This is a genomic window from Marinomonas vaga (assembly GCF_055388305.1).
This window is the reverse complement of record NZ_AP043903.1, coordinates 1,379,997-1,402,220: the sequence shown is the minus strand read 5'-3', so window position 1 is coordinate 1,402,220 and position 22,224 is coordinate 1,379,997. Positions and strand designations below refer to the sequence as shown.

Here is a 22,224-nt window from a genome sequence, read left to right as displayed (position 1 = left end):
TCCTTACCAAACTACGGTGGTCAGGGAACAATGATCTAGCGAGCTAGAACTTTGCTATCATCTTTCAAACTAGCTGGTGGCCAGTTTTCCAGACGCATTCCCAATGACAAACCGCGCTGTGCTAAAACATCTTTAATTTCAGTTAATGATTTCTTACCAAGGTTAGGCGTTTTAAGTAGCTCAACCTCTGTACGCTGAATCAAATCACCAATGTAGTAGATGTTTTCTGCTTTCAGACAGTTAGCACTGCGAACGGTTAGCTCAAGATCATCAACCGGGCGTAGCAAAATCGGATCAATCTCATCCTCTTCTTCTTCAACCACTGCTTCGCTTTCGCTTTCAAGCGCAACGAAAACAGCAATTTGTTGTTGAAGAATAGTCGCAGCACGACGGATAGCTTCTTCAGGGTCGATAGTACCGTTAGACTCGATGTCGATGACAAGCTTGTCTAGGTCAGTACGTTGCTCTACACGAGCATTCTCAACACTGTAAGCAACACGGCGAACAGGACTAAAAGAGGCATCCAGCTGCAAGCGACCAATAGGACGAGTCTCATCGTCGCCAGCAACACGAGCGTCAGCAGGCTCATAACCACGACCACGAGACACTTTGATCTGCATATTAAGTTCAGCAGTATCATCCAAGTGACAAATCACGTGATCAGGGTTGGCGATCTCGGAATCAGCAACCAACTGGATATCACCAGCAGTTACGACACCAGGACCTTTCTTACTTAGTGTTAGAGTTGCTTCATCTTGCCCGTGTAGAGCGATCGCAACTCCTTTTAGGTTAAGAAGAATTTCAATAACGTCTTCTTTTACCCCTTCAATCGCACTGTACTCATGCAATACACCGTCGATTTCTACCTCAACAATTGCACAACCAGGCATAGAAGACAAAAGAATGCGGCGTAGCGCGTTACCCAGAGTATGACCAAAACCACGTTCTAGTGGTTGAAGCGTTACTTTGGCGCGGGTGTTGCCCAATTCTTGTACTTCGATGTTGCGTGGGGTTAACAATTCGCTCACTGAACGCTGCATAGATCCACCTATTTCTTAATCCTAACCATCTAGCTATTACTTAGAGTAAAGCTCGACGATTAGGTTCTCATTAATTTCAGCTGATAAATCGGCACGCTCAGGAGCAGCTTTGTAAGTTGCTTCTAATTTAGTTGAGTCAACTTCGATCCAATGGATCGGCGCACGATTTTTAGATAGCTCTAGTGCGTTTTGTACACGCAACTGCTTCTTAGCTTTTTCACGGATAGACACTACATCACCAGCTTTAACTTGGAATGAAGCAATGTTTACCGATTCGCCGTTAACTAGAATAGCTTTGTGGCCTACTAGTTGACGAGCTTCCGCACGTGTAGAGCCGAAGCCTGCACGGTATACAACGTTATCTAGACGTGATTCCAAAAGTTGCAGAAGGTTTTCACCTGTAGCACCTTTAATACGAGCAGCGTCTTTGTAGTAGTTGCGGAATTGTTTTTCAAGAATGCCGTACATACGGCGAACTTTTTGTTTTTCACGTAGCTGTAGACCGTAATCAGAAAGACGACCACGACGTGCACCGTGCACACCAGGAACTGTTTCTGCTTTACATTTTGATTCTAGAGCGCGTGAACCACTTTTAAGTTGTAAGTCTGTGCCTTCACGACGAGACAATTTACAAGTTGGACCTAAATAACGAGCCATGTGTCTGTCTCCTCTTAAACGCGACGTTTCTTAGGCGGACGGCAACCGTTGTGCGGGATTGGCGTCACGTCTGTGATGTTGTTGATGCGCAGACCCAATGCATTCAATGCACGAACTGCGGATTCACGACCAGGACCAGGGCCCTTGATCATAACGTCAACGTTCTTTAGGCCGAACTCTTGAGCAGCAGCTCCGGCACGTTCTGCAGCTACTTGAGCCGCAAATGGTGTACTTTTACGAGAACCGCGGAAACCAGAACCACCGGCAGTCGCCCAAGACAATGCATTGCCTTGACGGTCGGTGATAGTCACGATCGTATTATTGAAAGACGCGTGTACGTGAGCTACACCGTCTACGACCGACTTTTTGACTTTTTTCTTGGTACTGCGCGTTGCTGGCTTAGCCATATTGCACTTTTCCTATATCTAATGCTCAGCTCTAGCAGACTTAATGCACTAGAGCGAAACGCGTTAAATTACTTACGAATAGGCTTACGAGGGCCTTTTCGTGTACGAGCGTTCGTTTTGGTACGCTGACCACGAACTGGTAGGCTGCGGCGGTGACGGATGCCACGGTTACAGCCTAAGTCCATCAAACGCTTGATAGACATGCTGACTTCACGGCGGAGGTCACCTTCTACAGTAAACTTAGCAACTTCGCCACGTAGACGGTCGAGTACTTCGTCGCTCAAAGAACCGATTTTAGCGGTTTCTTCGATACCTGCTGAAGCGCAGATAGCTTGAGAGCGAGTGCGACCGATCCCGAAGATGTAAGTTAGAGAAATGACCGCATGTTTATTGTCAGGAATATTGACACCGGCTATACGGGCCATTCACATTACTCCGTTGTTATGGATGAATAATTCATCACTTTGCTTTCATGAGGGCGGCTGATTATGCCAGCGTTGCGGACAAAAATCAACCACCCTCCCATCATCGAATAATCTTGCTATTAGCCTTGACGCTGTTTGTGTCGAGGCTCAGTGCAGATCACTCGAACTGAGCCGTTACGACGAACGACTTTACAGTTACGACAGATTTTCTTTACAGATGCACGTACTTTCATGTTCAACTCCAACCTATGCTTAACGCATTAGGCCATTTGGACCATAACCAGTCAGATTAGACTTTTTCATTAATGATTCGTATTGATGGCTCATTAAGTGACTTTGTACTTGAGACATGAAGTCCATTACTACTACCACTACGATTAACATCGAAGTACCACCGAAGTAGAAAGGAACGTTCCACGCCACAACAAAGAATTGAGGCATCAATGACACTAGAGTGATATACAAGGCACCAAATAGCGTCAAACGAGTCATAACGCCGTCAATGTATCGGGCTGTATGGTCGCCTGGACGAATGCCCGGCAAGAACGCACCGGACTTTTTCAAGTTATCTGCCACATCTTTAGGGTTGAACACCAGCGCTGTATAAAAGAAGCAAAAGAATACAATTGCTATCGCAAACAACAGCACATAGAGCGGTTGCCCAGGAGCTAGAGCTAAAGAGATATTTTGCAACCATTCCATTCCTTCACCTTGACCGAACCACTGGCCGATCGAAGCAGGGAAAAGAAGGATACTAGAAGCGAAGATTGGTGGGATAACACCCGCCATGTTCACTTTTAGAGGCAAATGGCTCTTTTGTGCGGCAAACACCTTTTTACCTTGCTGACGCTTAGCATAATTGACCGTAATGCGACGCTGACCTCGTTCGATGAAAACAACGAACGCGATGGTCGCAATGGCAAGGATGCCAATCAACAACAAAGCAAGGATATTGATATCACCTTGACGGGCCGATTCGAATGAACGACCTAGAGCAGATGGCAAACCAGCGACGATACCTGCAAAGATAAGGATAGAAATACCATTACCAATGCCCTTCTCAGTCACCTGTTCACCCAGCCACATTAGGAAAACTGTACCAGCTACAAGCGTTACAACCGCAACGGCGTAAAACTCTAAACCTGAACTGAAAGAGATTCCTTGGCTAGCAAGACCAACGGCCATACTAGCGGACTGAACCAAAGCAAGTAAAACAGTGCCGTAACGCGTATATTGCGTAATCTTACGACGACCTGCTTCACCTTCCTTTTTGAGCTGCTCTAGCTGCGGGCTCACCACTGTCAACAACTGCATAATGATCGAGGCAGAAATATAAGGAAGGATACCCAGAGCAAAAATACTCATACGCTCCAATGCCCCACCCGAGAATACGTTGAATAAACTCAGGATTGTGCCTTCATTCTGGTCAAATAAGGCAGACAAACGGTCAGGATTAATACCTGGAACCGGAATGTGTGCACCAATTCGATATACAATAATTGCTATAAAAACGAAGCGGATGCGAGCCCAAAGCTCGCCAAGTCCGCTTTGCATTCCAGCTGGTAGTGAACCACGCTTTGTCATCTATTCCTCGACTTTTCCGCCAGCTGCTTCAATAGCAGCACGAGCACCTTTAGTAACTTTAAGACCACGAACTGTTACCGCTTTGTCGATAGAACCAGACAAGATAACGCGTGCTGACTTAATTTTGTCACCTAGGATGTCGGCGCCTTTAAGAGCAGCCAAATCTACAACTTCTGCATTTACTGCGGCTAGTTCGTTAAGACGAACTTCAGCTACATACTGAGCCTGACGTGAAGTAAAACCGAATTTTGGCAGACGACGCTGCAACGGCATTTGACCGCCTTCAAAACCTGGTTTAACAGAGCCACCAGAACGAGACTTAAGACCTTTATGACCACGTCCGCCTGTTTTGCCCAAACCGCTACCAATACCGCGGCCTACACGTTTAGGAGCATGCTTGCTACCTTCGCCAGGGCGAATAGTATTTAGGAACATGTTACTCTCCTACCACTTTAACCATGTAATAAACTTTATTGATCATGCCACGAACAGAAGGAGTATCTTCTAGTTCACGAACTTGACCGATCTTTTTAAGACCCAAGCCTTTAACTGTTTCACGGTGCTTTGGAAGACGACCGATTGGGCTACGAGTCAATTGAACTGTGATGGTTTTGTTAGCCATTACACATTACCCCAAAATTTGATCGACAGACTTACCGCGTTTTGCAGCGATTTGCTCAGGTGCACGCATGTCAGCCAAACCTTTGATCGTTGCGCGAACAACGTTTACAGGGTTAGTTGAACCGTAGCATTTAGCTAATACGTTATGTACGCCTGCGATTTCAAGAACCGCACGCATTGCACCACCAGCGATAACACCAGTACCTTGAGAAGCTGGCTGCATGTATACCTTAGAGGCACCGTGCGCTGCTTTAACAGGGTATTGAAGAGTGTCACCATCTAGAGCAACAGTTACCATGTTGCGACGAGCTTGTTCCATCGCTTTCTGGATAGCTTGAGGAACTTCACGTGCTTTACCACGACCGAAGCCTACTTTACCGTTACCATCACCAACGACTGTCAAAGCAGTGAAAGAGAAGATACGACCACCCTTAACTACTTTAGCAACGCGGTTTACTTGTACTAGCTTCTCTTGTAGATCACTAGTTTGTTGTTCGTTAACTGCCATTTGCTACCCCTTAGAACTCTAGACCAGCTTCACGCGCTGCATCAGCAAGCGCCTGAACGCGACCGTGGTATTTGAAGCCAGAACGGTCAAATGCTACAGCGCTTACGCCAGCTGCTTTTGCACGCTCAGCAATAAGAGCACCTACTTTTGCTGCTGCATCTTTGTTACCAGTTGCAGTTGCACGTAGGCTCGCATCTAGAGTAGAAGCGCTAGCTAGCACTTTGCTACCACATGGCGAAATAACTTGTGCATACATGTGACGAGGTGTGCGATTTACAGTAAGGCGATTCGCACCTAGGTCACGAATATGCAAACGCGCGCGGCGCGCACGACGAATTCGAGATTGTTTCTTAGTGTTCATGAATGCTTACCTACTACTTTTTCTTAGCTTCTTTACGACGAACAGTTTCGTCAGCATAACGAACACCTTTGCCTTTGTATGGCTCTGGTGGACGGAAGCCACGAACTTCAGCAGCCGCTTGGCCTACTGCTTGTTTGTCGATACCGCGAAGAACGATTTCTGTTTGAGAAGCACATTCAGCAGTGATGCCGGCTGGCAACTCGTAATCTACAGGGTGAGAGAAACCTAGAGATAGGTTCAACACGTTACCTTTTACTGCAGCACGGTAACCAACACCTTGTAGTAGCAGACGCTTTTCAAAACCTTGGCTTACGCCAACAACCATGTTGTTCACTAGGGCACGAGTAGTACCAGCTAGTGCATTGGTTTGTTTTGCACCATCACGTGGAGCAAAAGTTAGAACGTTGTCTTCTTTCTTAACTTCAACGCTTGCGTGTACGTTAAGCTCTAACGTGCCTTTGCCACCTTTGATAGCAACAGCTTGGCCGTTAAGAGTAACTTCTACACCACTAGGAAGCGTCACGGGACTTTTAGCAACTCGAGACATACTAACTCCTAGAATACTGTGCAGATTACTTCGCCGCCGATACCAGCAGCGCGAGCAGCGCGGTCAGTCATAACACCTTTAGAAGTAGAGATGATAGCCACACCTAGGCCAGCTTCTACTTTAGGTAGTTCGGCAGTCGCTTTGTACTGACGTAGACTTGGACGTGAAGCGCGTTTAATTTCTTCAATAACTGGCTTACCGTCGAAGTATTTAAGTTCGATAGTAAGAGTCGGCTTAACACCTTCTTGAACAGAAACGCCAGTTACATAACCTTCTTCGCAAAGAACGTTAGCAACAGATACCTTCATTTTTGATGAAGGCATAGTGACAGATGTTTTTGCAGCCATCTGTCCGTTACGGATGCGAGTGATCATATCCGCAATTGTATCTTGCATACTCATTTAAGAGCTCCTAATAGAAAAAACCATTGTGCAGCAAATAGAGCTCGCGCATAGTACACAGCAGCGAGCGGAATGTCCAGTATTTGGACACCCCCCCACTGCGATGTATTATGATCGTGCTCTACTTGCTTACCAACTAGCTTTCTTCAAGCCTGGTACGTCACCACGCATCGCTGCTTCACGTAGCTTGATACGAGACAAGCCGAAGCGACGGTATACGCCGTGTGGACGACCAGTAACCTGACAACGGTTACGCTGGCGTGAAGAAGATGAATCGCGTGGAAGCGCTTGCAATTTAAGCGTTGCTTCCCACTTTTCATCGTCCGATGCATTAACGTCGTTAATGATCGCTTTTAGAGCAGCACGCTTTTCAGCGTACTTAGCTACTAATTTAGTGCGCTTAGCTTCGCGTTGAATCATTGATACTTTAGCCATGATTCCTACCTCTTATTTCTTGAAAGGGAAACTAAAGGCGGCTAGCAAAGCACGACCTTCTTCGTCGGTACGAGCAGTAGTAGTAATGGTAATATCCATACCGCGTACACGGTCTACTTTATCGTAATCGATCTCTGGGAAGATGATCTGCTCTTTAACACCCATGCTGTAGTTACCGCGTCCGTCAAATGACTTCGGGTTCAAACCACGGAAGTCACGGATACGTGGAATAGCAACGTCAACCAAACGGTCGAAGAAGTCCCACATACGGTCGCCACGTAGAGTAACTTTACAACCGATCGGGTAACCGTCACGGATTTTGAAGCCCGCAACAGATTTGCGTGCTTTAGTTACTACCACTTTTTGGCCGCTAAGTGCTGTAAGATCATTTACCGCATTTTCAAGAAGTTTCTTGTCTGCGATAGCTTCACCAACACCCATGTTCAACGTAATTTTAGTGATTTTAGGCACTTCCATCACGTTTTTGTAGTCAAACTGTTCAGTCAGTTTTGCAACTACTTGATCTTTATAAACTTGCTTAAGTCTCGCCATGGCTATAATTCTCGCTCTTAGGCGTCAATCGCTTCGCTGTTAGATTTGAAAACACGCACTTTAGTGCCGTCTTCGTTCACTTTAAAGCCGACGCGATCCGCTTTACCTGTAGCATTGTTAAAAATGGCTACGTTAGAAACCTGAATAGGTGCTTCTTTTTCAACGATACCGCCAGTCGTACCCTTCATAGGGTTTGGCTTTTCGTGTTTCTTGATCATGTTGATACCAGAAACAAGAATACGGTTCTCGTCTACTACTTTAACAACTTTGCCGCGCTTGCCTTTATCTTTACCAGCAATTACAACGACTTCATCGTCACGTTTAATCTTGCGCATTTTTGGTCCCCTCCCTCTTACAGCACTTCTGGTGCAAGAGAAACAATTTTCATGAATTGCTCAGTACGCAACTCACGTGTCACAGGGCCAAAGATACGAGTACCGATTGGTTGCCCTGAAGCGTTAAGTAGAACCGCAGAGTTTACATCAAAGCGGATTACAGAACCATCTGGACGACGCACACCTTTCTTAGTTCGAACGACAACTGCGTTCATAACTTGGCCTTTCTTAACACGACCACGTGGGATCGCTTCTTTAACTGTGACTTTAATTACGTCACCAATAGCAGCGTAACGACGATGAGAGCCACCCAGTACTTTAATACACTGAACGCGCTTCGCGCCGCTGTTATCTGCTACATCAAGCATCGATTCTGTTTGAATCATTTCTGCTCTCCAATCAAATTAGATAACAAGTCTCATGAAGGAAGGAGCTGCTTATACAGCAGCTGCTTTCTCAACAACCTGAACCAGCTTCCAAGTTTTAGTCTTGGAATAAGGACGTGTTTCCACAACCTTAACTGTATCGCCTACTTGGCACTCGTTGTTTTCATCATGAGCGTGCACTTTAGATGAACGACGAACGAACTTACCGTATAACGGGTGACGTTCAGTACGCTCAACTAGTACTACGATGGACTTATCCATCTTATCGCTTACTACTTTACCAGTAGCTGTACGAGCTTGAGTTTCAACACTTGCCATCTTAGTTACCTGCCTTATCATTTAGCACGGTTTTAACACGTGCGATATTGCGGCGAACTTGCGAGAGCAAATGAGTTTGAGCCAACTGACCAGTGGCCTTCTGCATGCGCAGAGTAAATTGCTCACGTAGCAGTTCGATCAAGGTCTGCTGTAGCTCAGCTACAGACTTTTCTTGCAATTCTTTTGCTTTCATCTACATCACCGTACGCGTTACGAAAGTTGTGGATAGAGGAAGCTTAGCGGCTGCTAACGCGAATGCTTCGCGAGCTAGCTGCTCAGAAACGCCCTCAACTTCATAAAGCATCTTGCCAGGTTGAATCTGTGCAACCCAGTATTCTACGCTACCCTTACCTTTACCCTGACGAACCTCTAGAGGCTTCTGAGTAATCGGCTTATCAGGGAATACACGAATCCAGATTTTACCACCACGCTTGATGTGACGAGTCATTGCACGACGCGCCGCTTCAATTTGACGAGCAGTAATACGACCACGTTCAGTGGACTTCAATCCGAATTCACCAAAGCTAACTTGGTTACCGCGAAGTGCTAGACCGCGGTTACGGCCTTTCTGCATCTTACGGAACTTAGTACGTTTCGGCTGTAACATGACTTACCCCCTACTTAGACTTCTTCTTTTGTGCGCCTTTTTCAGCACGCACTTGTTCAATACCGCCCAAGATTTCGCCTTTGAAGATCCACGTCTTAACGCCAATAATGCCGTAAGTTGTGTGAGCTTCATAAGTAGCGTAGTCAATGTCAGCGCGTAGAGTGTGTAGAGGCACACGACCTTCGCGGTACCATTCTGGGCGTGCAATCTCAGCACCACCTAGACGACCACTTACCATAACCTTGATACCCTTCGCACCAGCACGCATAGCGTTTTGTGTAGCACGACGCATAGCGCGACGGAACATTACACGGCGCTCAAGTTGGCCAGCAATGTTTTGCGCAACCAATTTAGCATCAAGTTCAGGCTTACGAATTTCTTCGATGTTGATGTGAACTGGAACACCCATCATTTCTGATACAGCGTTACGTAGTTTCTCAACGTCTTCGCCTTTCTTACCAATCACGATGCCCGGACGAGCAGTGTGAATGGTAATACGAGCAGTTTGTGCAGGACGCTGGATCTCGATGCGAGAAACAGAAGCCTGTACTAATTTTTCTTCAAGGTACTTACGAACCTGAAGATCGTTTAAAAGTTGCTTAGAGTAGTTTTGGTTGTTCGCATACCAAGTAGAAGTATGGTCTTTAACTATCCCTAGGCGAATTCCAGTTGGATGAACCTTCTGACCCATTGGGTATCTCCTAATTAGTCAGCGACTTTAACTGTAATATGGCAACCGCGTTTTAGAATACGATCAGCACGGCCTTTAGCACGAGCTTTGATACGTTTTAGAGTCATAGCCTCATCAACGTAGATCGTAGAAACACGCAAGTCATCGATATCAGCACCTTCGTTATGCTCAGCGTTAGCTACAGCAGACTCTAGTACTTTCTTGACAATTGCTGCCGCCTTTTTAGGACTGAACGCCAAAATGTTCAGTGCTTCGCTTACAGATTTGCCGCGGATTTGATCTGCTACCAAACGGGCCTTCTGCGCTGAGAGGCGAGCACCCTTCAATGAAGCGCTTACTTCACTCATGATTAATACCCCTTAATTACCGTTTGGCTTTCTTGTCCGCAGCATGACCCTTGTAGGTACGGGTCGGAGCGAACTCACCCAATTTATGACCGACCATATCCTCAGATACTAGAACTGGGACGTGTTGGCGACCATTATGGACAGCGATAGTCAACCCTACAAACTCAGGGAAGATAGTAGAACGGCGCGACCAAGTTTTAATTGGACGACGGTCATTCTTTTCTACCGCAGCCTCTACCTTTTTCAACAAATGAAGGTCGATAAAAGGACCTTTTTTTAGTGAACGTGGCACAGTCGTTTCCTCTTATTACTTAGTACGACGACGTACAATAAGTTTATCAGTACGTTTGTTCTTACGAGTTTTGTAACCTTTCGTAGGAACACCCCAAGGAGTAACTGGGTGGCGACCACCTGAGCTACGACCTTCACCACCACCGTGTGGGTGGTCAACCGGGTTCATTGCCGCACCGCGAACTGTAGGACGAACACCGCGCCAGCGCTTAGCACCAGCTTTACCTAGAACACGTAGAGTGTGCTCAGAGTTAGATACTTCACCTAAAGTTGCACGACACTCGGTTAGAACTTTACGCATTTCACCAGAACGTAGGCGAAGAGTTACGTAACGACCTTCACGAGCGACAAGCTGAGCAGAAGCACCTGCAGAACGTGCGATTTGCGCACCTTTGCCAGGCTTAAGCTCGATACAGTGAACCACACTACCTACAGGGATATTTTGCAAAGGCAAAGTATTACCTGCTTTGATAGGAGAGTTCGCACCGTTGGAAACAACAGAACCAGCTTCCATACCTTTGGAAGCGATAATGTAACGACGTTCACCATCAGCGTATTTTACTAACGCAATGTTTGCAGAACGGTTTGGATCATATTCCAAACGCTCAACTACCGCTGGGATACCGTCTTTGTTACGACGGAAATCTACGATACGGTAATGCTGCTTATGACCACCACCTACGTGACGCGTAGTGATGCGTCCGTTGTTGTTACGACCACCTGATTTGCTTTTTTTGTCAAGCAAAGGAGCGTATGGCGCACCTTTATGCAAATCATTGTTAACAACTTTAACAACGTGACGACGGCCTGCAGACGTTGGCTTACTTTTTACAACAGCCATTGACCTATCTCCCCTTATTCAGCGCCCAAGAAATCAATTTCTTGGCCTTCTGCCAAACGTACGTACGCTTTTTTAACGTCACTACGCTTGCCCAGGCCACGAACTGTACGCTTTGTTTTACCTTTGTGGTTCAACGTACGAACAGACTCAACTTTGACTTCAAACAACGCTTCGATTGCTTGTTTAATCTCTGGTTTAGTCGCGTCTTTAGTTACGCGGAAAACGTACTGACCGTTGCCTTCAGCTACGATCGTTGCTTTCTCAGAGATGTGTGGACCTAACAACACTTTATAAATGCGTTCGCCGATCATGCTAGTGCCTCCTCAACTTGTTTCAGAGCACCAACTGTCACCAACACTTTGTCGTAAGCAATCAGGCTAACAGGGTCAACAGACGCTGCATCAAGAACATCAACGTTTGGAATGTTACGCGCAGCTAGGAACAAGTTATCGTTCAGCTCGTGCGCAACAACAAGCGCGTTTTCAACATTCAATTCAGCCATTTTAGCTTTGAAAAGCTTAGTTTTTGGAGCTTCGATTGAAAGCTCTTCAACTACAACAAGACGGTCTTGACGAGCAAGCTCAGACCAGATGGTGCGCATCGCTGCACGGTACATCTTCTTGTTTACTTTCTGAGAGTGATCTTGTGTTTTCGCAGCGAAAGTCACACCACCAGAACGCCATAGAGGACTACGGATCGTACCAGCACGTGCGCGACCAGAACCTTTTTGTTTCCAAGGTTTACGGCCACCACCAGCCACTTCAGAGCGAGTTTTCTGAGCACGAGTACCTTGACGAGCACCAGCCAGGTAAGCTGTAACAACCTGGTGAACTAGCGCTTCGTTGTATTCACGCGCGAAGGCTACATCAGAAACTTCTACAGTTCCTTCAGCACCTGTAAGATTCAAGTTCATTGTCTACCCCTCTTAGCGAGCTTTAACTGCTGGTTGAACGATTACGTCACCATTAACAGCGCCAGGAACCGCACCTTTTACAAGGATAAGGTTACGCTCAGCATCAACGCGAACAACTTCTAGAGACTGAGTTGTTACTTGAGCTGCGCCCATGTGACCAGCCATCTTTTTGCCTTTCCAAACACGACCAGGTGTTTGACATTGACCGATGGAACCAGGAGCACGGTGAGACAATGAGTTACCGTGTGTAGCGTCTTGCGTACGGAAGTTATGACGCTTAACGCCACCTTGGAAGCCTTTACCTTTAGATTGACCAACAACGTCAACTTTAGAAATAGACTCAAAATCCGCAACTGTTAGCTCGTCGCCAACATTGATTTCTTTTTCGTCACCAGAAAGGCGGAACTCCCACAAACCACGACCCGCTTCTACGCTAGCTTTTGCAAAGTGACCTGCAGCAGCTTTTGTTACACGGTTAGCACGGCGAGTACCAACAGTTACTTGAACAGCTGAGTAGCCATCAGTATCTGCAGTTTTCACCTGTGTTACACGGTTCGGTTCAACCTCGATGACGGTTACTGGCACGGATACACCATCTTCGTTGAAGATACGTGTCATTCCGGCTTTACGTCCGACTAATTGAATAGCCATTTTATACCTCAATTGCCAGTTGTGTACGGGGCTATCACCCGCTACGGCTGATCATTCCAGATCATTCCACTAATGTGCTTAGGCCAACAGATTCCTGCTGGTTATCGCACCCCTAAAACTTTGGGGATTAACCCAAAGAAATTTGTACTTCCACGCCTGCCGCAAGATCTAGCTTCATTAGAGCATCAACTGTTTTTTCTGTTGGCTCAACGATGTCTAGAACACGTTTGTGAGTACGGATTTCGTATTGATCACGCGCATCTTTGTTTACGTGAGGAGAAATCAGTACTGTGTAACGCTCTTTGCGAGTAGGAAGTGGAATTGGACCACGTACTTGTGCACCAGTGCGCTTAGCAGTGTCCACAATCTCTTGCGTTGAAGCATCGATCAAACGGTGATCGAAAGCTTTCAAGCGAATACGGATTTTTTGGCTTTGCATTTCCAACTCCAAATACTATGTTCGATAGGCTGATTGAACAATAATTAACCTACCATCCTTATTTAAGGACGGCGAATGTTAGCCGCTTAGAAATTGGTTGTCAAGTAACCAATTAAAAAACGCCCAATACAAAAAAAGGCCGCCCAAAGAGCGACCTTTTTCGTAAAGCTAAATTAATTAATGCTTAAAGCAAAAATTATTTAAGAACTTTAGCTACAACACCAGCACCTACTGTACGACCACCTTCACGGATCGCGAAACGTAGACCTTCGTCCATCGCGATTGGGTGAATTAGAGTTACAGACATTTGGATGTTGTCACCTGGCATAACCATTTCTACGCCTTCTGGAAGCTCACAAGCACCAGTTACGTCAGTTGTACGGAAGTAGAACTGTGGACGGTAGCCTTTGAAGAATGGAGTGTGACGACCACCTTCATCTTTAGACAGAACGTATACTTCTGCTTCAAACTCAGTGTGAGGAGTGATAGAACCTGGCTTAGCCAATACTTGACCACGCTGAACGTCATCACGCTTAGTACCACGAAGTAGTACACCACAGTTCTCGCCTGCACGACCTTCGTCTAGAAGCTTACGGAACATCTCAACGCCAGTACAAGTTGTTTTAGTAGTATCTTTGATACCAACGATCTCAACTTCTTCACCAACCTTGATGATGCCGCGCTCAACACGACCAGTTACTACAGTACCACGACCTTGGATAGAGAATACGTCCTCGATAGGCATGATGAATGCACCGTCGATCGCACGCTCTGGCTCAGGAATGTACTCGTCTAGAGTTTCTACAAGCTTCTTAACAGCTGTAGTACCCATTTCGTTACCGTCTTCACCGTTCAATGCCATAAGAGCAGAACCTGGGATGATTGGAGTGTCATCGCCTGGGAAGTCGTATTCAGAAAGAAGGTCACGTAGTTCCATTTCAACTAGCTCTAGCATCTCTGCGTATTCTTCAGAGTCTGCACCGCCACAGTCTTCAGCAAGAAGGTCTGCTTTGTTTAGGAATACTACGATGTAAGGTACACCTACCTGACGAGAAAGAAGGATGTGCTCACGAGTCTGAGGCATTGGGCCGTCAGTTGCACCACATACTAGGATAGCGCCGTCCATTTGAGCCGCACCAGTGATCATGTTTTTAACATAATCGGCGTGTCCAGGACAGTCTACGTGTGCGTAGTGACGAGTAGGAGAATCGTACTCAACGTGAGAAGTCGCGATTGTGATACCACGCTCACGCTCTTCTGGAGCATTATCGATACCGTCAAATGCTACAGCTTCACCGCCAAATACTTCTGCACATACACGAGTAAGTGCTGCTGTTAGGGTAGTTTTACCGTGGTCAACGTGACCGATTGTACCAACGTTAACGTGTGGTTTACTACGTTCGAACTTTGCTTTTGCCATGATACATACACCTTATGATTAGTAAGTATGATGATTAAATTTCATTTTTGATGATCGCGTCTGCCACACTAGCTGGCGCTTCAGCGTATTTTAGGAATTCCATTGCATAACTTGCACGACCTTGCGACAAACTACGCACATCCGTTGCATATCCAAACATTTCACCCAAAGGCACTTCTGCTCGAATAATTTTTCCGGATGAGGAATCTTCCATACCCTGAACAAGTCCTCGACGACGATTCAGGTCACCCATCACGTCACCCATGTACTCTTCAGGGGTTACAACTTCTACTTTCATCACAGGCTCAAGAACACAAGGATCAGCATCTGCTGCGCCTTTCTTTAAACCTTGAGAAGCTGCAATTTTAAAGGCCATTTCATTAGAGTCAACATCATGGAATGATCCATCGAATAGCACTACTTTCAACCCAAGTAATGGGTAGCCAGCAATAACACCATTCTTCATTTGCTCTGAAACGCCTCGTTCAACTGCTGGGATGTATTCCTTCGGAATAACACCTCCGACAATCTCGTTAACAAACTCCAATCCTTCCTTTTCAGTTGGGATTAGTTTCATTACGACATGGCCATATTGACCACGACCACCAGACTGCCGCACAAATTTGTGGTTAACTTCCACTTCTTTGCGAATTTTCTCACGGTAGGAAACTTGAGGCTTACCAATGTTTGCCTCCACCTTGAATTCGCGTTTCATTCGATCCACTAGGATATCAAGGTGTAGCTCACCCATACCAGAGATAATGGTTTGACCTGTCTCTTCGTGAGTTTCAACGCGGAAAGATGGATCTTCCTGCGCTAACTTACCAAGAGCAATTGCCATTTTATCCTGATCAGCTTGAGACTTCGGCTCAACGGCTACAGAGATTACGGGTTCAGGGAACTCCATACGCTCCAAGACAACAATATCTTTGCCGTCACACAGCGTATCACCCGTGGTTACATCCTTCATACCAATCAGAGCTGCAATATCACCCGCCCTAACTTCTTTGATTTCTTCTCGGTTATTAGCATGCATTTGAACCATTCGGCCAACACGCTCTTTCTTATGTTTAACTGAGTTAAACACCGAGTCACCAGAGTTCAGAACTCCAGAGTAAACCCGTACAAAGGTTAATGTACCCACAAATGGGTCTGTCGCAATTTTAAACGCCAATGCAGCAAATGGCGCACTATCATCCGCTTCACGCGTGACAGGCGTTTCAGCATCTTGTAAAGTGCCTTCAATCGCCTTCACCTCAAGCGGTGACGGAAGATATTCTACAACAGCATCAAGTACCGCTTGCACACCTTTGTTCTTAAATGCAGAACCACAGGTAACCAATACGACCTCGTTTGCAAGCGTGCGAGCACGCAAGCCAGCTTTAATATCTTCAACGGACAAGTCTCCTTCTTCAAGGTACTTATCCATTAGCTCTTCATTTGCCTCAGCGGCGGCTTCGACCATCTTCTCGCGCCATTCTTCAGCGGTAGTAACAAGATCAGCCGGAATATCTTCCAAGCTGTATGTCATACCCTGATCTTCCTCGTTCCACATAATGGCTTTCATCAGAAGCAAATCAACAACACCCGCGAAGTTCTCTTCGGTTCCGATGTTGATTTGGATAGGCACTGCGTTAGCATTCAAACGCGTACCAAGCTGTCTTACAACACTAAAATAGTCCGCACCCGTACGATCCATCTTGTTGACGAATACCATACGTGGCACTTCATACTTATTAGCTTGACGCCAAACAGTTTCTGTTTGCGGTTGAACACCAGAAGAACCACATAACACAACGACAGCAGCATCCAGTACACGCAAAGAACGCTCCACCTCGATGGTGAAGTCTACGTGCCCAGGAGTATCGATAATGTTAATGCGGTGTTGATCAAACTGCTGACTCATACCACTCCAGAAGCAAGTTGTTGCTGCTGAAGTGATTGTGATGCCACGTTCTTGCTCCTGTTCCATCCAGTCCATGGTGGCAGCACCATCATGGACTTCACCGATCTTATGAGAAAGACCGGTGTAGAATAGAACACGCTCAGTAGTTGTCGTCTTACCCGCATCAACGTGCGCACAAATACCAATATTGCGGTAACGATTGATGGGTGTTTTACGTGCCACTTAAGCTTCTCCGGATTAGAAACGGTAGTGAGAGAACGCTTTGTTAGCGTCAGCCATACGGTGAACGTCTTCACGTTTCTTAACAGCTGAACCTTTGTTCTCAGATGCGTCTAGAATTTCACCTGCAAGACGTAGCGCCATTGATTTTTCGCCACGTTTACGAGCAGCTTCAACCAACCAACGCATAGAAAGCGCGGAACGACGAGCTGGACGAACTTCAACAGGTACTTGGTAAGTCGCACCACCTACACGGCGAGATTTAACCTCAACCATAGGTTGGATTGATTCTAGAGCTTTTTCGAAAACCGCCATTGGATCTTCGGATTTTGTACGCTGCGCAACAGTATCAAGCGCATTGTATACGATGCTCTCTGCTACAGATTTTTTGCCACTAACCATTACGTGGTTAATGAACTTAGCAAGAAGCTGGCTTCCGTGTTTAGGATCTGGAAGCACTTCACGCTTAGCGACGACGCGTCTTCTAGGCATGGATTATATCCTCTTCAGGTGAGTCCGAGACCATTTCTGTGCTCGGCCTTACTGTATTAAAAAATTATGTCTAAACGATTAAAGAAGTTTGAAAACTTACTTAGGACGTTTAGTACCGTATTTAGAACGGCCTTGCTTACGATTTTGTACGCCAGAAGTATCCAAGCTACCACGAACAGTGTGGTAACGAACACCTGGAAGGTCTTTTACACGACCGCCACGAATCAGCACTACGCTGTGTTCCTGTAGGTTGTGACCTTCACCACCGATGTATGAAGTTACTTCGAAGCCGTTAGTCAAGCGAACACGACATACTTTACGCAAAGCCGAGTTAGGCTTTTTAGGTGTAGTAGTATATACGCGAGTGCAGACACCGCGGCGTTGCGGACAAGCTTGTAACGCAGGAACGTCACTTTTTGCCACTTTACGTTTACGTGGTTTACGAACCAACTGGTTAACGGTTGCCATTTAACAAGCTCCACATCCAATCTTTATGGCGGAAATCGCCAAAATTAAGGAGGCGCAAGTGTAATTTGCGCCTATAAAACAGTCAATAGGGAGGCGAACAAAAATTCACCTCCCTTGCATTTACAATGACTTCTAGTCTTTTAGTGCCGCACTCAATGCTTCTTCTACATCAGAAGCGCTGACAGTTGCACTGCTTTCAGTCGTTGTTTCTAGCGCACGCTCTTTCTTAAGCTTACGCTCGCTGTGGTATGCCAAACCTGTACCCGCTGGGATCAGACGACCTACTACAACGTTTTCTTTCAGACCACGTAGGTGGTCTTTCTTACCTGTTACTGCACCTTCGGTCAGCACTCGAGTTGTCTCTTGGAACGATGCCGCAGAGATGAAAGACTCAGTTGCCAAAGAAGCTTTAGTAATACCAAGCAATACGCGCTCGTACTTCGCAGGGAAACGACTTTCGGCTTCAGCAGCTTCGTTCGCTTCTTGCATCTGCGTGTATTCTACTTGGTCACCCTGAATCAGGTTGGTATCCCCTGAGTCAGTGATGTCTACTTTGCGTAGCATCTGACGCACAATGACTTCGATGTGCTTGTCGTTGATACCTACACCTTGTAGACGGTAAACCTCTTGGATCTCATTAGTGATGTAATCAGTCAATGCCACTACACCTTTCAGACGCAAGATGTCATGTGGGTTCAACGGACCATCAGCAATGATTTCACCCTTCTCAACTTCTTCACCATCGAAGATGTTGATTTGACGCCATTTTGGAATCAAGGTTTCGATTGGATCGTTTCCGTCTTGTGGTGTAATAACCAAACGGATCTTACCTTTCGTCTCTTTACCAAAACTCACCACACCAGAAGCTTCTGCCATGACAGCAGGATCTTTTGGACGACGCGCCTCAAACAAGTCAGCTACACGTGGCAAACCACCGGTGATGTCCTTGTTACCTTGAGATTCTTGTGGGATACGAGCAAGTACTTCACCAGTCTTGATCGTCGCACCGTGATCTAGGCTTAACAAGGCCTTCTCAGGCAGCATGTATTGAACCGGCATTTCAGTACCAGGAATCATCACTGGAGCACCGTTTTCGTCTACCACAGAGATCGTAGGACGCAGATCCTTACCTGAAGATGGACGATCACGCATTTCCAATACTTCGATAGTAGTCAAACCTGTCAATTCATCTGATTGGCGACGGATGGTAACACCCTCTTCCATACCAGAGAATTCTAGACGACCTTCCATCTCAGATACGATTGGGTGAGTGTGAGGGTCCCAGTTAGCCAACACTTGGCCTGCGGTCACTTCATCACCTTCACGTACGCTCAATACCGCACCGTATGGAAGCTTGTAACGTTCTTTCTCACGACCTGCCTCATCAGCGATCGCCAATTCAGAAGAACGAGACACTACAACCAATTGGCCGCCTTCACGCTCGATACTCTTCATTTTGTGGAAACGAACAGTACCTGCACTCTTCACTTGAACACTGTCTACTGCAGATGCTCGAGATGCCGCACCACCAATGTGGAAGGTACGCATTGTAAGCTGTGTACCTGGCTCACCGATGGATTGTGCAGCCACAACACCAATCGCCTCACCAATGTTCACAAGGTGACCACGGGCTAGGTCACGTCCGTAACACTTACCACATACACCATGCTTCGTCTCACAAGAAATAACAGAGCGAACAACCATCTCATCGACACCAGCTGCCTCAATCGCACGAACGTTATGCTCGTCAATCAAAACACCTGCTTCAACGATCAGATTGCCTTTCGCATCCATAACGTCCTGAGCAACTACACGACCAAGTACACGCTGACCCAATGGTACTACTACGTCACCGCCTTCAATCAGTGCACTTACCACTAGACCATTGTCAGTACCACAATCTACTTCTGTGATAACCAAGTCTTGTGCAACGTCTACTAGACGACGAGTTAGGTAACCAGAGTTCGCTGTTTTCAAAGCGGTATCGGCTAGACCCTTACGCGCACCGTGAGTAGAGGTAAAGTACTGTAGTACCGATAGACCTTCACGGAAGTTCGCAGTAATCGGTGTCTCGATGATAGAGCCATCCGGCTTCGCCATCAGACCACGCATACCACCTAGCTGACGCATCTGAGCCACACTACCACGGGCACCAGAGTCGGCCATCATGTAGACAGAGTTGAACGACTGTTGTTCTACCTCGTTACCTTCTTTATCGATAACGGTTTCTTTCGCCAAGTTTTTCATCATGGCTTCAGTAACGGTTTCGTTGGTACGAGACCACAAGTCGATTACCTTGTTGTACTTCTCGCCTTGAGTTACAAGACCATCAGCAAACTGGTATTCAATCTCTTTAACTTCTTCTTCTGCACGAGCAATGATGTCAACTTTCTCTGGTGGGATAACAAAGTCATCAACACCAACAGAAGAACCAGAAGCCGTCGCGTACTGGAAGCCTGTGTACATCAATTGGTCAGCAAAGATACAAGTCTCTTTTAGACCTACCTTACGGTAACATTCGTTAATCAAGCTTGAGATTGCTTTCTTTTTCATCGGCTGATTGATAACCGAGAACGGTAGGCCATCAGGCACGATATCAAATAGCAATGCACGACCTACGGTCGTATCAACGATGAATGTTGAAGGAATTTTTTCACCTTCAAGCGTCGTGTCAACTTGATTCACACGAACTTTAATCTTCGCGTGCAGATCAATTTGTTTTGCGCCGTATGCACGGTGTACTTCTTTGATATCAGCGAAGGCCATGCCCTCACCTTTCGCGTTGATTTTTTCACGCGTCATGTAGTACAGACCCAATACCACGTCCTGAGAAGGTACGATAATTGGCTCACCGTTTGCTGGAGACAAAATGTTGTTGGTAGACATCATTAACGCACGGGCTTCAAGTTGAGCCTCGATTGTCAACGGTACGTGTACCGCCATTTGGTCACCGTCGAAGTCGGCGTTGTAGGCCGCACACACTAGTGGGTGCAACTGAATCGCTTTACCTTCGATTAGAATCGGCTCAAACGCTTGGATACCCAAACGGTGAAGCGTCGGCGCACGGTTAAGCATTACAGGGTGTTCGCGGATAACTTCATCAAGAATATCCCACACTTCAGGTGTTTCACGCTCAACCATTTTCTTCGCAGCTTTGATGGTTGTCGCCATGCCGCGAAGTTCTAATTTAGAGAAGATGAAAGGCTTGAATAATTCAAGAGCCATCTTCTTAGGCAGACCACATTGGTGCAGACGTAGAGAAGGACCTACTGTAATTACAGAACGGCCAGAGTAATCTACACGTTTACCCAAAAGGTTCTGACGGAAACGACCTTGCTTACCTTTGATCATATCAGCCAAAGATTTAAGCGGACGCTTGTTTGAACCTGTGATCGCACGGCCACGACGACCGTTGTCTAGCAACGCATCCACAGACTCTTGCAACATACGTTTTTCGTTACGTACGATGATGTCTGGAGCAGATAGCTCTAGTAGGCGTTTCAGACGGTTGTTACGGTTGATCACGCGACGGTATAAGTCGTTCAGGTCAGATGTCGCAAAACGGCCACCTTCTAGTGGAACTAGAGGGCGAAGATCTGGCGGCAATACTGGTAGAACGTCAAGTACCATCCACTCTGGGTTGTTACCAGAATGATGGAACGCTTCGATCAACTTAAGACGCTTAGATAGCTTCTTAATACGTGTTTCAGAGTTTGTCGCATTCAACTCTTCACGCATTGTGCTGATTTCTTCTGGCAGATCCATGTCGCGTAGCAACATCTGGATTGCCTCAGCACCCATGCGAGCGTCGAATTCGTCACCAAACTCTTCTAGCGCCTCGAAGTATTGCTCATCGTTCAACAGCTGACCTTTTTCTAGCGTTGTCATGCCAGGATCAATAACGATGAAAGATTCGAAGTACAATACACGCTCAATATCACGTAGGGTCATATCCATGATAAGACCGATACGAGATGGAAGAGATTTTAGGAACCAAATGTGAGCAACAGGAGAAGCTAGCTCAATATGCCCCATACGCTCACGGCGCACTTTAGACAACGCAACTTCTACACCACACTTCTCACAAATAACACCACGGTGCTTTAGACGCTTGTACTTACCACACAAGCACTCATAGTCCTTGATAGGACCAAAAATTTTGGCACAGAACAGACCGTCACGTTCAGGCTTGAACGTACGGTAGTTGATGGTTTCTGGCTTTTTAACTTCACCAAAAGACCATGAACGAATCATATCTGGAGAAGCTAAGCCAATGCGAATCGCATCAAACTCTTCTGATTGTCCCTGTGTTTTTAGAAGACCTAATAAGTCTTTCATGGATATTCGCCCCACTCGTAAGGC

General features: G+C 46.4%; 32 protein-coding genes. All 32 read right to left on the bottom strand.

Annotated elements, in window-relative coordinates:
- Window positions 1–35: 35 nt before the first annotated feature.
- On the bottom strand, window positions 36–1,040 hold the full coding sequence (locus ACZ5DR_RS06550; RefSeq protein WP_377365764.1) for a DNA-directed RNA polymerase subunit alpha: 1,005 nt from the start codon (window positions 1,038–1,040) through the stop codon (window positions 36–38).
- 36 nt (window positions 1,041–1,076) lie between these two features.
- A complete protein-coding gene (rpsD, locus tag ACZ5DR_RS06545; RefSeq protein WP_377365766.1) occupies window positions 1,077–1,697 on the bottom strand; it encodes a 30S ribosomal protein S4 in 621 nt (206 codons plus the stop codon).
- 14 nt (window positions 1,698–1,711) lie between these two features.
- Window positions 1,712–2,104, bottom strand: a complete 393-nt coding sequence (gene rpsK, locus ACZ5DR_RS06540) for a 30S ribosomal protein S11 (protein ID WP_377365768.1) — start codon at window positions 2,102–2,104, stop codon at window positions 1,712–1,714.
- Between the two features lie 68 nt (window positions 2,105–2,172).
- On the bottom strand, window positions 2,173–2,529 hold the full coding sequence (gene rpsM / locus ACZ5DR_RS06535) for a 30S ribosomal protein S13 (RefSeq protein ID WP_377365770.1): 357 nt from the start codon (window positions 2,527–2,529) through the stop codon (window positions 2,173–2,175).
- 119 nt (window positions 2,530–2,648) lie between these two features.
- Window positions 2,649–2,762 (bottom strand): 50S ribosomal protein L36, encoded by a 114-nt coding sequence (gene rpmJ / locus ACZ5DR_RS06530; protein WP_082861045.1) that lies wholly within the window; start codon window positions 2,760–2,762, stop codon window positions 2,649–2,651.
- Between the two features lie 19 nt (window positions 2,763–2,781).
- Window positions 2,782–4,113 carry a preprotein translocase subunit SecY gene (gene secY / locus ACZ5DR_RS06525; RefSeq protein WP_377365773.1) on the bottom strand — a complete coding sequence of 444 codons (1,332 nt, stop codon included), beginning with the start codon at window positions 4,111–4,113 and terminating at the stop codon, window positions 2,782–2,784.
- Complete coding sequence (gene rplO / locus ACZ5DR_RS06520) at window positions 4,114–4,548, bottom strand: 50S ribosomal protein L15 (protein WP_377365775.1); 435 nt, start codon at window positions 4,546–4,548, stop codon at window positions 4,114–4,116. It lies immediately after the preceding gene.
- 1 nt (window position 4,549) lies between these two features.
- Window positions 4,550–4,735, bottom strand: coding sequence for a 50S ribosomal protein L30 (rpmD, locus tag ACZ5DR_RS06515; protein WP_377365777.1), 186 nt, complete (start codon window positions 4,733–4,735; stop codon window positions 4,550–4,552).
- Window positions 4,736–4,741: 6 nt separating this feature from the next.
- The gene (gene rpsE / locus ACZ5DR_RS06510) at window positions 4,742–5,242 is read right to left on the bottom strand and encodes a 30S ribosomal protein S5 (RefSeq protein ID WP_377365779.1); all 501 of its coding nucleotides are present in this window, start codon (window positions 5,240–5,242) and stop codon (window positions 4,742–4,744) included.
- A gap of 10 nt (window positions 5,243–5,252) precedes the next feature.
- A complete protein-coding gene (rplR, locus tag ACZ5DR_RS06505; protein ID WP_377365781.1) occupies window positions 5,253–5,603 on the bottom strand; it encodes a 50S ribosomal protein L18 in 351 nt (116 codons plus the stop codon).
- 13 nt (window positions 5,604–5,616) lie between these two features.
- A complete protein-coding gene (gene rplF, locus ACZ5DR_RS06500; protein ID WP_377365783.1) occupies window positions 5,617–6,150 on the bottom strand; it encodes a 50S ribosomal protein L6 in 534 nt (177 codons plus the stop codon).
- Window positions 6,151–6,158: 8 nt separating this feature from the next.
- Window positions 6,159–6,551 (bottom strand): 30S ribosomal protein S8, encoded by a 393-nt coding sequence (gene rpsH, locus ACZ5DR_RS06495; RefSeq protein WP_377365785.1) that lies wholly within the window; start codon window positions 6,549–6,551, stop codon window positions 6,159–6,161.
- Window positions 6,552–6,680: 129 nt separating this feature from the next.
- On the bottom strand, window positions 6,681–6,986 hold the full coding sequence (rpsN, locus tag ACZ5DR_RS06490; RefSeq protein ID WP_377365787.1) for a 30S ribosomal protein S14: 306 nt from the start codon (window positions 6,984–6,986) through the stop codon (window positions 6,681–6,683).
- A 12-nt stretch (window positions 6,987–6,998) separates the two neighbouring features.
- Window positions 6,999–7,538, bottom strand: coding sequence for a 50S ribosomal protein L5 (rplE, locus tag ACZ5DR_RS06485; protein WP_055462814.1), 540 nt, complete (start codon window positions 7,536–7,538; stop codon window positions 6,999–7,001).
- A 17-nt stretch (window positions 7,539–7,555) separates the two neighbouring features.
- Window positions 7,556–7,873, bottom strand: coding sequence for a 50S ribosomal protein L24 (gene rplX, locus ACZ5DR_RS06480; RefSeq protein ID WP_377365790.1), 318 nt, complete (start codon window positions 7,871–7,873; stop codon window positions 7,556–7,558).
- A gap of 17 nt (window positions 7,874–7,890) precedes the next feature.
- On the bottom strand, window positions 7,891–8,259 hold the full coding sequence (gene rplN / locus ACZ5DR_RS06475) for a 50S ribosomal protein L14 (RefSeq protein WP_377365792.1): 369 nt from the start codon (window positions 8,257–8,259) through the stop codon (window positions 7,891–7,893).
- A 51-nt stretch (window positions 8,260–8,310) separates the two neighbouring features.
- On the bottom strand, window positions 8,311–8,577 hold the full coding sequence (rpsQ, locus tag ACZ5DR_RS06470) for a 30S ribosomal protein S17 (RefSeq protein WP_377365794.1): 267 nt from the start codon (window positions 8,575–8,577) through the stop codon (window positions 8,311–8,313).
- 1 nt (window position 8,578) lies between these two features.
- Window positions 8,579–8,770 carry a 50S ribosomal protein L29 gene (rpmC, locus tag ACZ5DR_RS06465; protein ID WP_055462810.1) on the bottom strand — a complete coding sequence of 64 codons (192 nt, stop codon included), beginning with the start codon at window positions 8,768–8,770 and terminating at the stop codon, window positions 8,579–8,581.
- Window positions 8,771–9,184: a 50S ribosomal protein L16 gene (rplP, locus tag ACZ5DR_RS06460; protein ID WP_013797835.1), complete on the bottom strand. Its 414-nt coding sequence runs from the start codon at window positions 9,182–9,184 to the stop codon at window positions 8,771–8,773.
- A 10-nt stretch (window positions 9,185–9,194) separates the two neighbouring features.
- Window positions 9,195–9,875, bottom strand: a complete 681-nt coding sequence (rpsC, locus tag ACZ5DR_RS06455; protein ID WP_377365798.1) for a 30S ribosomal protein S3 — start codon at window positions 9,873–9,875, stop codon at window positions 9,195–9,197.
- 14 nt (window positions 9,876–9,889) lie between these two features.
- Window positions 9,890–10,222: a 50S ribosomal protein L22 gene (gene rplV / locus ACZ5DR_RS06450; RefSeq protein ID WP_055462807.1), complete on the bottom strand. Its 333-nt coding sequence runs from the start codon at window positions 10,220–10,222 to the stop codon at window positions 9,890–9,892.
- A gap of 16 nt (window positions 10,223–10,238) precedes the next feature.
- On the bottom strand, window positions 10,239–10,514 hold the full coding sequence (gene rpsS / locus ACZ5DR_RS06445; protein WP_055462806.1) for a 30S ribosomal protein S19: 276 nt from the start codon (window positions 10,512–10,514) through the stop codon (window positions 10,239–10,241).
- Between the two features lie 15 nt (window positions 10,515–10,529).
- Window positions 10,530–11,354: a 50S ribosomal protein L2 gene (rplB, locus tag ACZ5DR_RS06440; RefSeq protein WP_377365801.1), complete on the bottom strand. Its 825-nt coding sequence runs from the start codon at window positions 11,352–11,354 to the stop codon at window positions 10,530–10,532.
- Between the two features lie 14 nt (window positions 11,355–11,368).
- Complete coding sequence (rplW, locus tag ACZ5DR_RS06435) at window positions 11,369–11,665, bottom strand: 50S ribosomal protein L23 (protein ID WP_377365803.1); 297 nt, start codon at window positions 11,663–11,665, stop codon at window positions 11,369–11,371.
- A complete protein-coding gene (gene rplD / locus ACZ5DR_RS06430; protein ID WP_377365805.1) occupies window positions 11,662–12,267 on the bottom strand; it encodes a 50S ribosomal protein L4 in 606 nt (201 codons plus the stop codon). The genes rplW and rplD overlap by 4 nt, the downstream gene beginning before the upstream one ends.
- 12 nt (window positions 12,268–12,279) lie before the next feature.
- On the bottom strand, window positions 12,280–12,918 hold the full coding sequence (gene rplC / locus ACZ5DR_RS06425; protein WP_377365807.1) for a 50S ribosomal protein L3: 639 nt from the start codon (window positions 12,916–12,918) through the stop codon (window positions 12,280–12,282).
- Between the two features lie 127 nt (window positions 12,919–13,045).
- Complete coding sequence (rpsJ, locus tag ACZ5DR_RS06420) at window positions 13,046–13,357, bottom strand: 30S ribosomal protein S10 (RefSeq protein ID WP_012071937.1); 312 nt, start codon at window positions 13,355–13,357, stop codon at window positions 13,046–13,048.
- A 196-nt stretch (window positions 13,358–13,553) separates the two neighbouring features.
- A complete protein-coding gene (gene tuf, locus ACZ5DR_RS06415) occupies window positions 13,554–14,777 on the bottom strand; it encodes an elongation factor Tu (RefSeq protein ID WP_377365811.1) in 1,224 nt (407 codons plus the stop codon).
- A gap of 34 nt (window positions 14,778–14,811) precedes the next feature.
- A complete protein-coding gene (gene fusA, locus ACZ5DR_RS06410; protein WP_377365813.1) occupies window positions 14,812–16,905 on the bottom strand; it encodes an elongation factor G in 2,094 nt (697 codons plus the stop codon).
- A gap of 15 nt (window positions 16,906–16,920) precedes the next feature.
- Window positions 16,921–17,394: a 30S ribosomal protein S7 gene (gene rpsG / locus ACZ5DR_RS06405; protein WP_377365815.1), complete on the bottom strand. Its 474-nt coding sequence runs from the start codon at window positions 17,392–17,394 to the stop codon at window positions 16,921–16,923.
- A gap of 96 nt (window positions 17,395–17,490) precedes the next feature.
- Entirely contained in the window at window positions 17,491–17,862 is a 372-nt protein-coding gene (gene rpsL / locus ACZ5DR_RS06400; RefSeq protein ID WP_013659444.1) for a 30S ribosomal protein S12, read from the bottom strand.
- Between the two features lie 132 nt (window positions 17,863–17,994).
- Complete coding sequence (gene rpoC, locus ACZ5DR_RS06395; RefSeq protein WP_377365818.1) at window positions 17,995–22,200, bottom strand: DNA-directed RNA polymerase subunit beta'; 4,206 nt, start codon at window positions 22,198–22,200, stop codon at window positions 17,995–17,997.
- Between the last annotated feature and the right edge of the window lie 24 nt (window positions 22,201–22,224).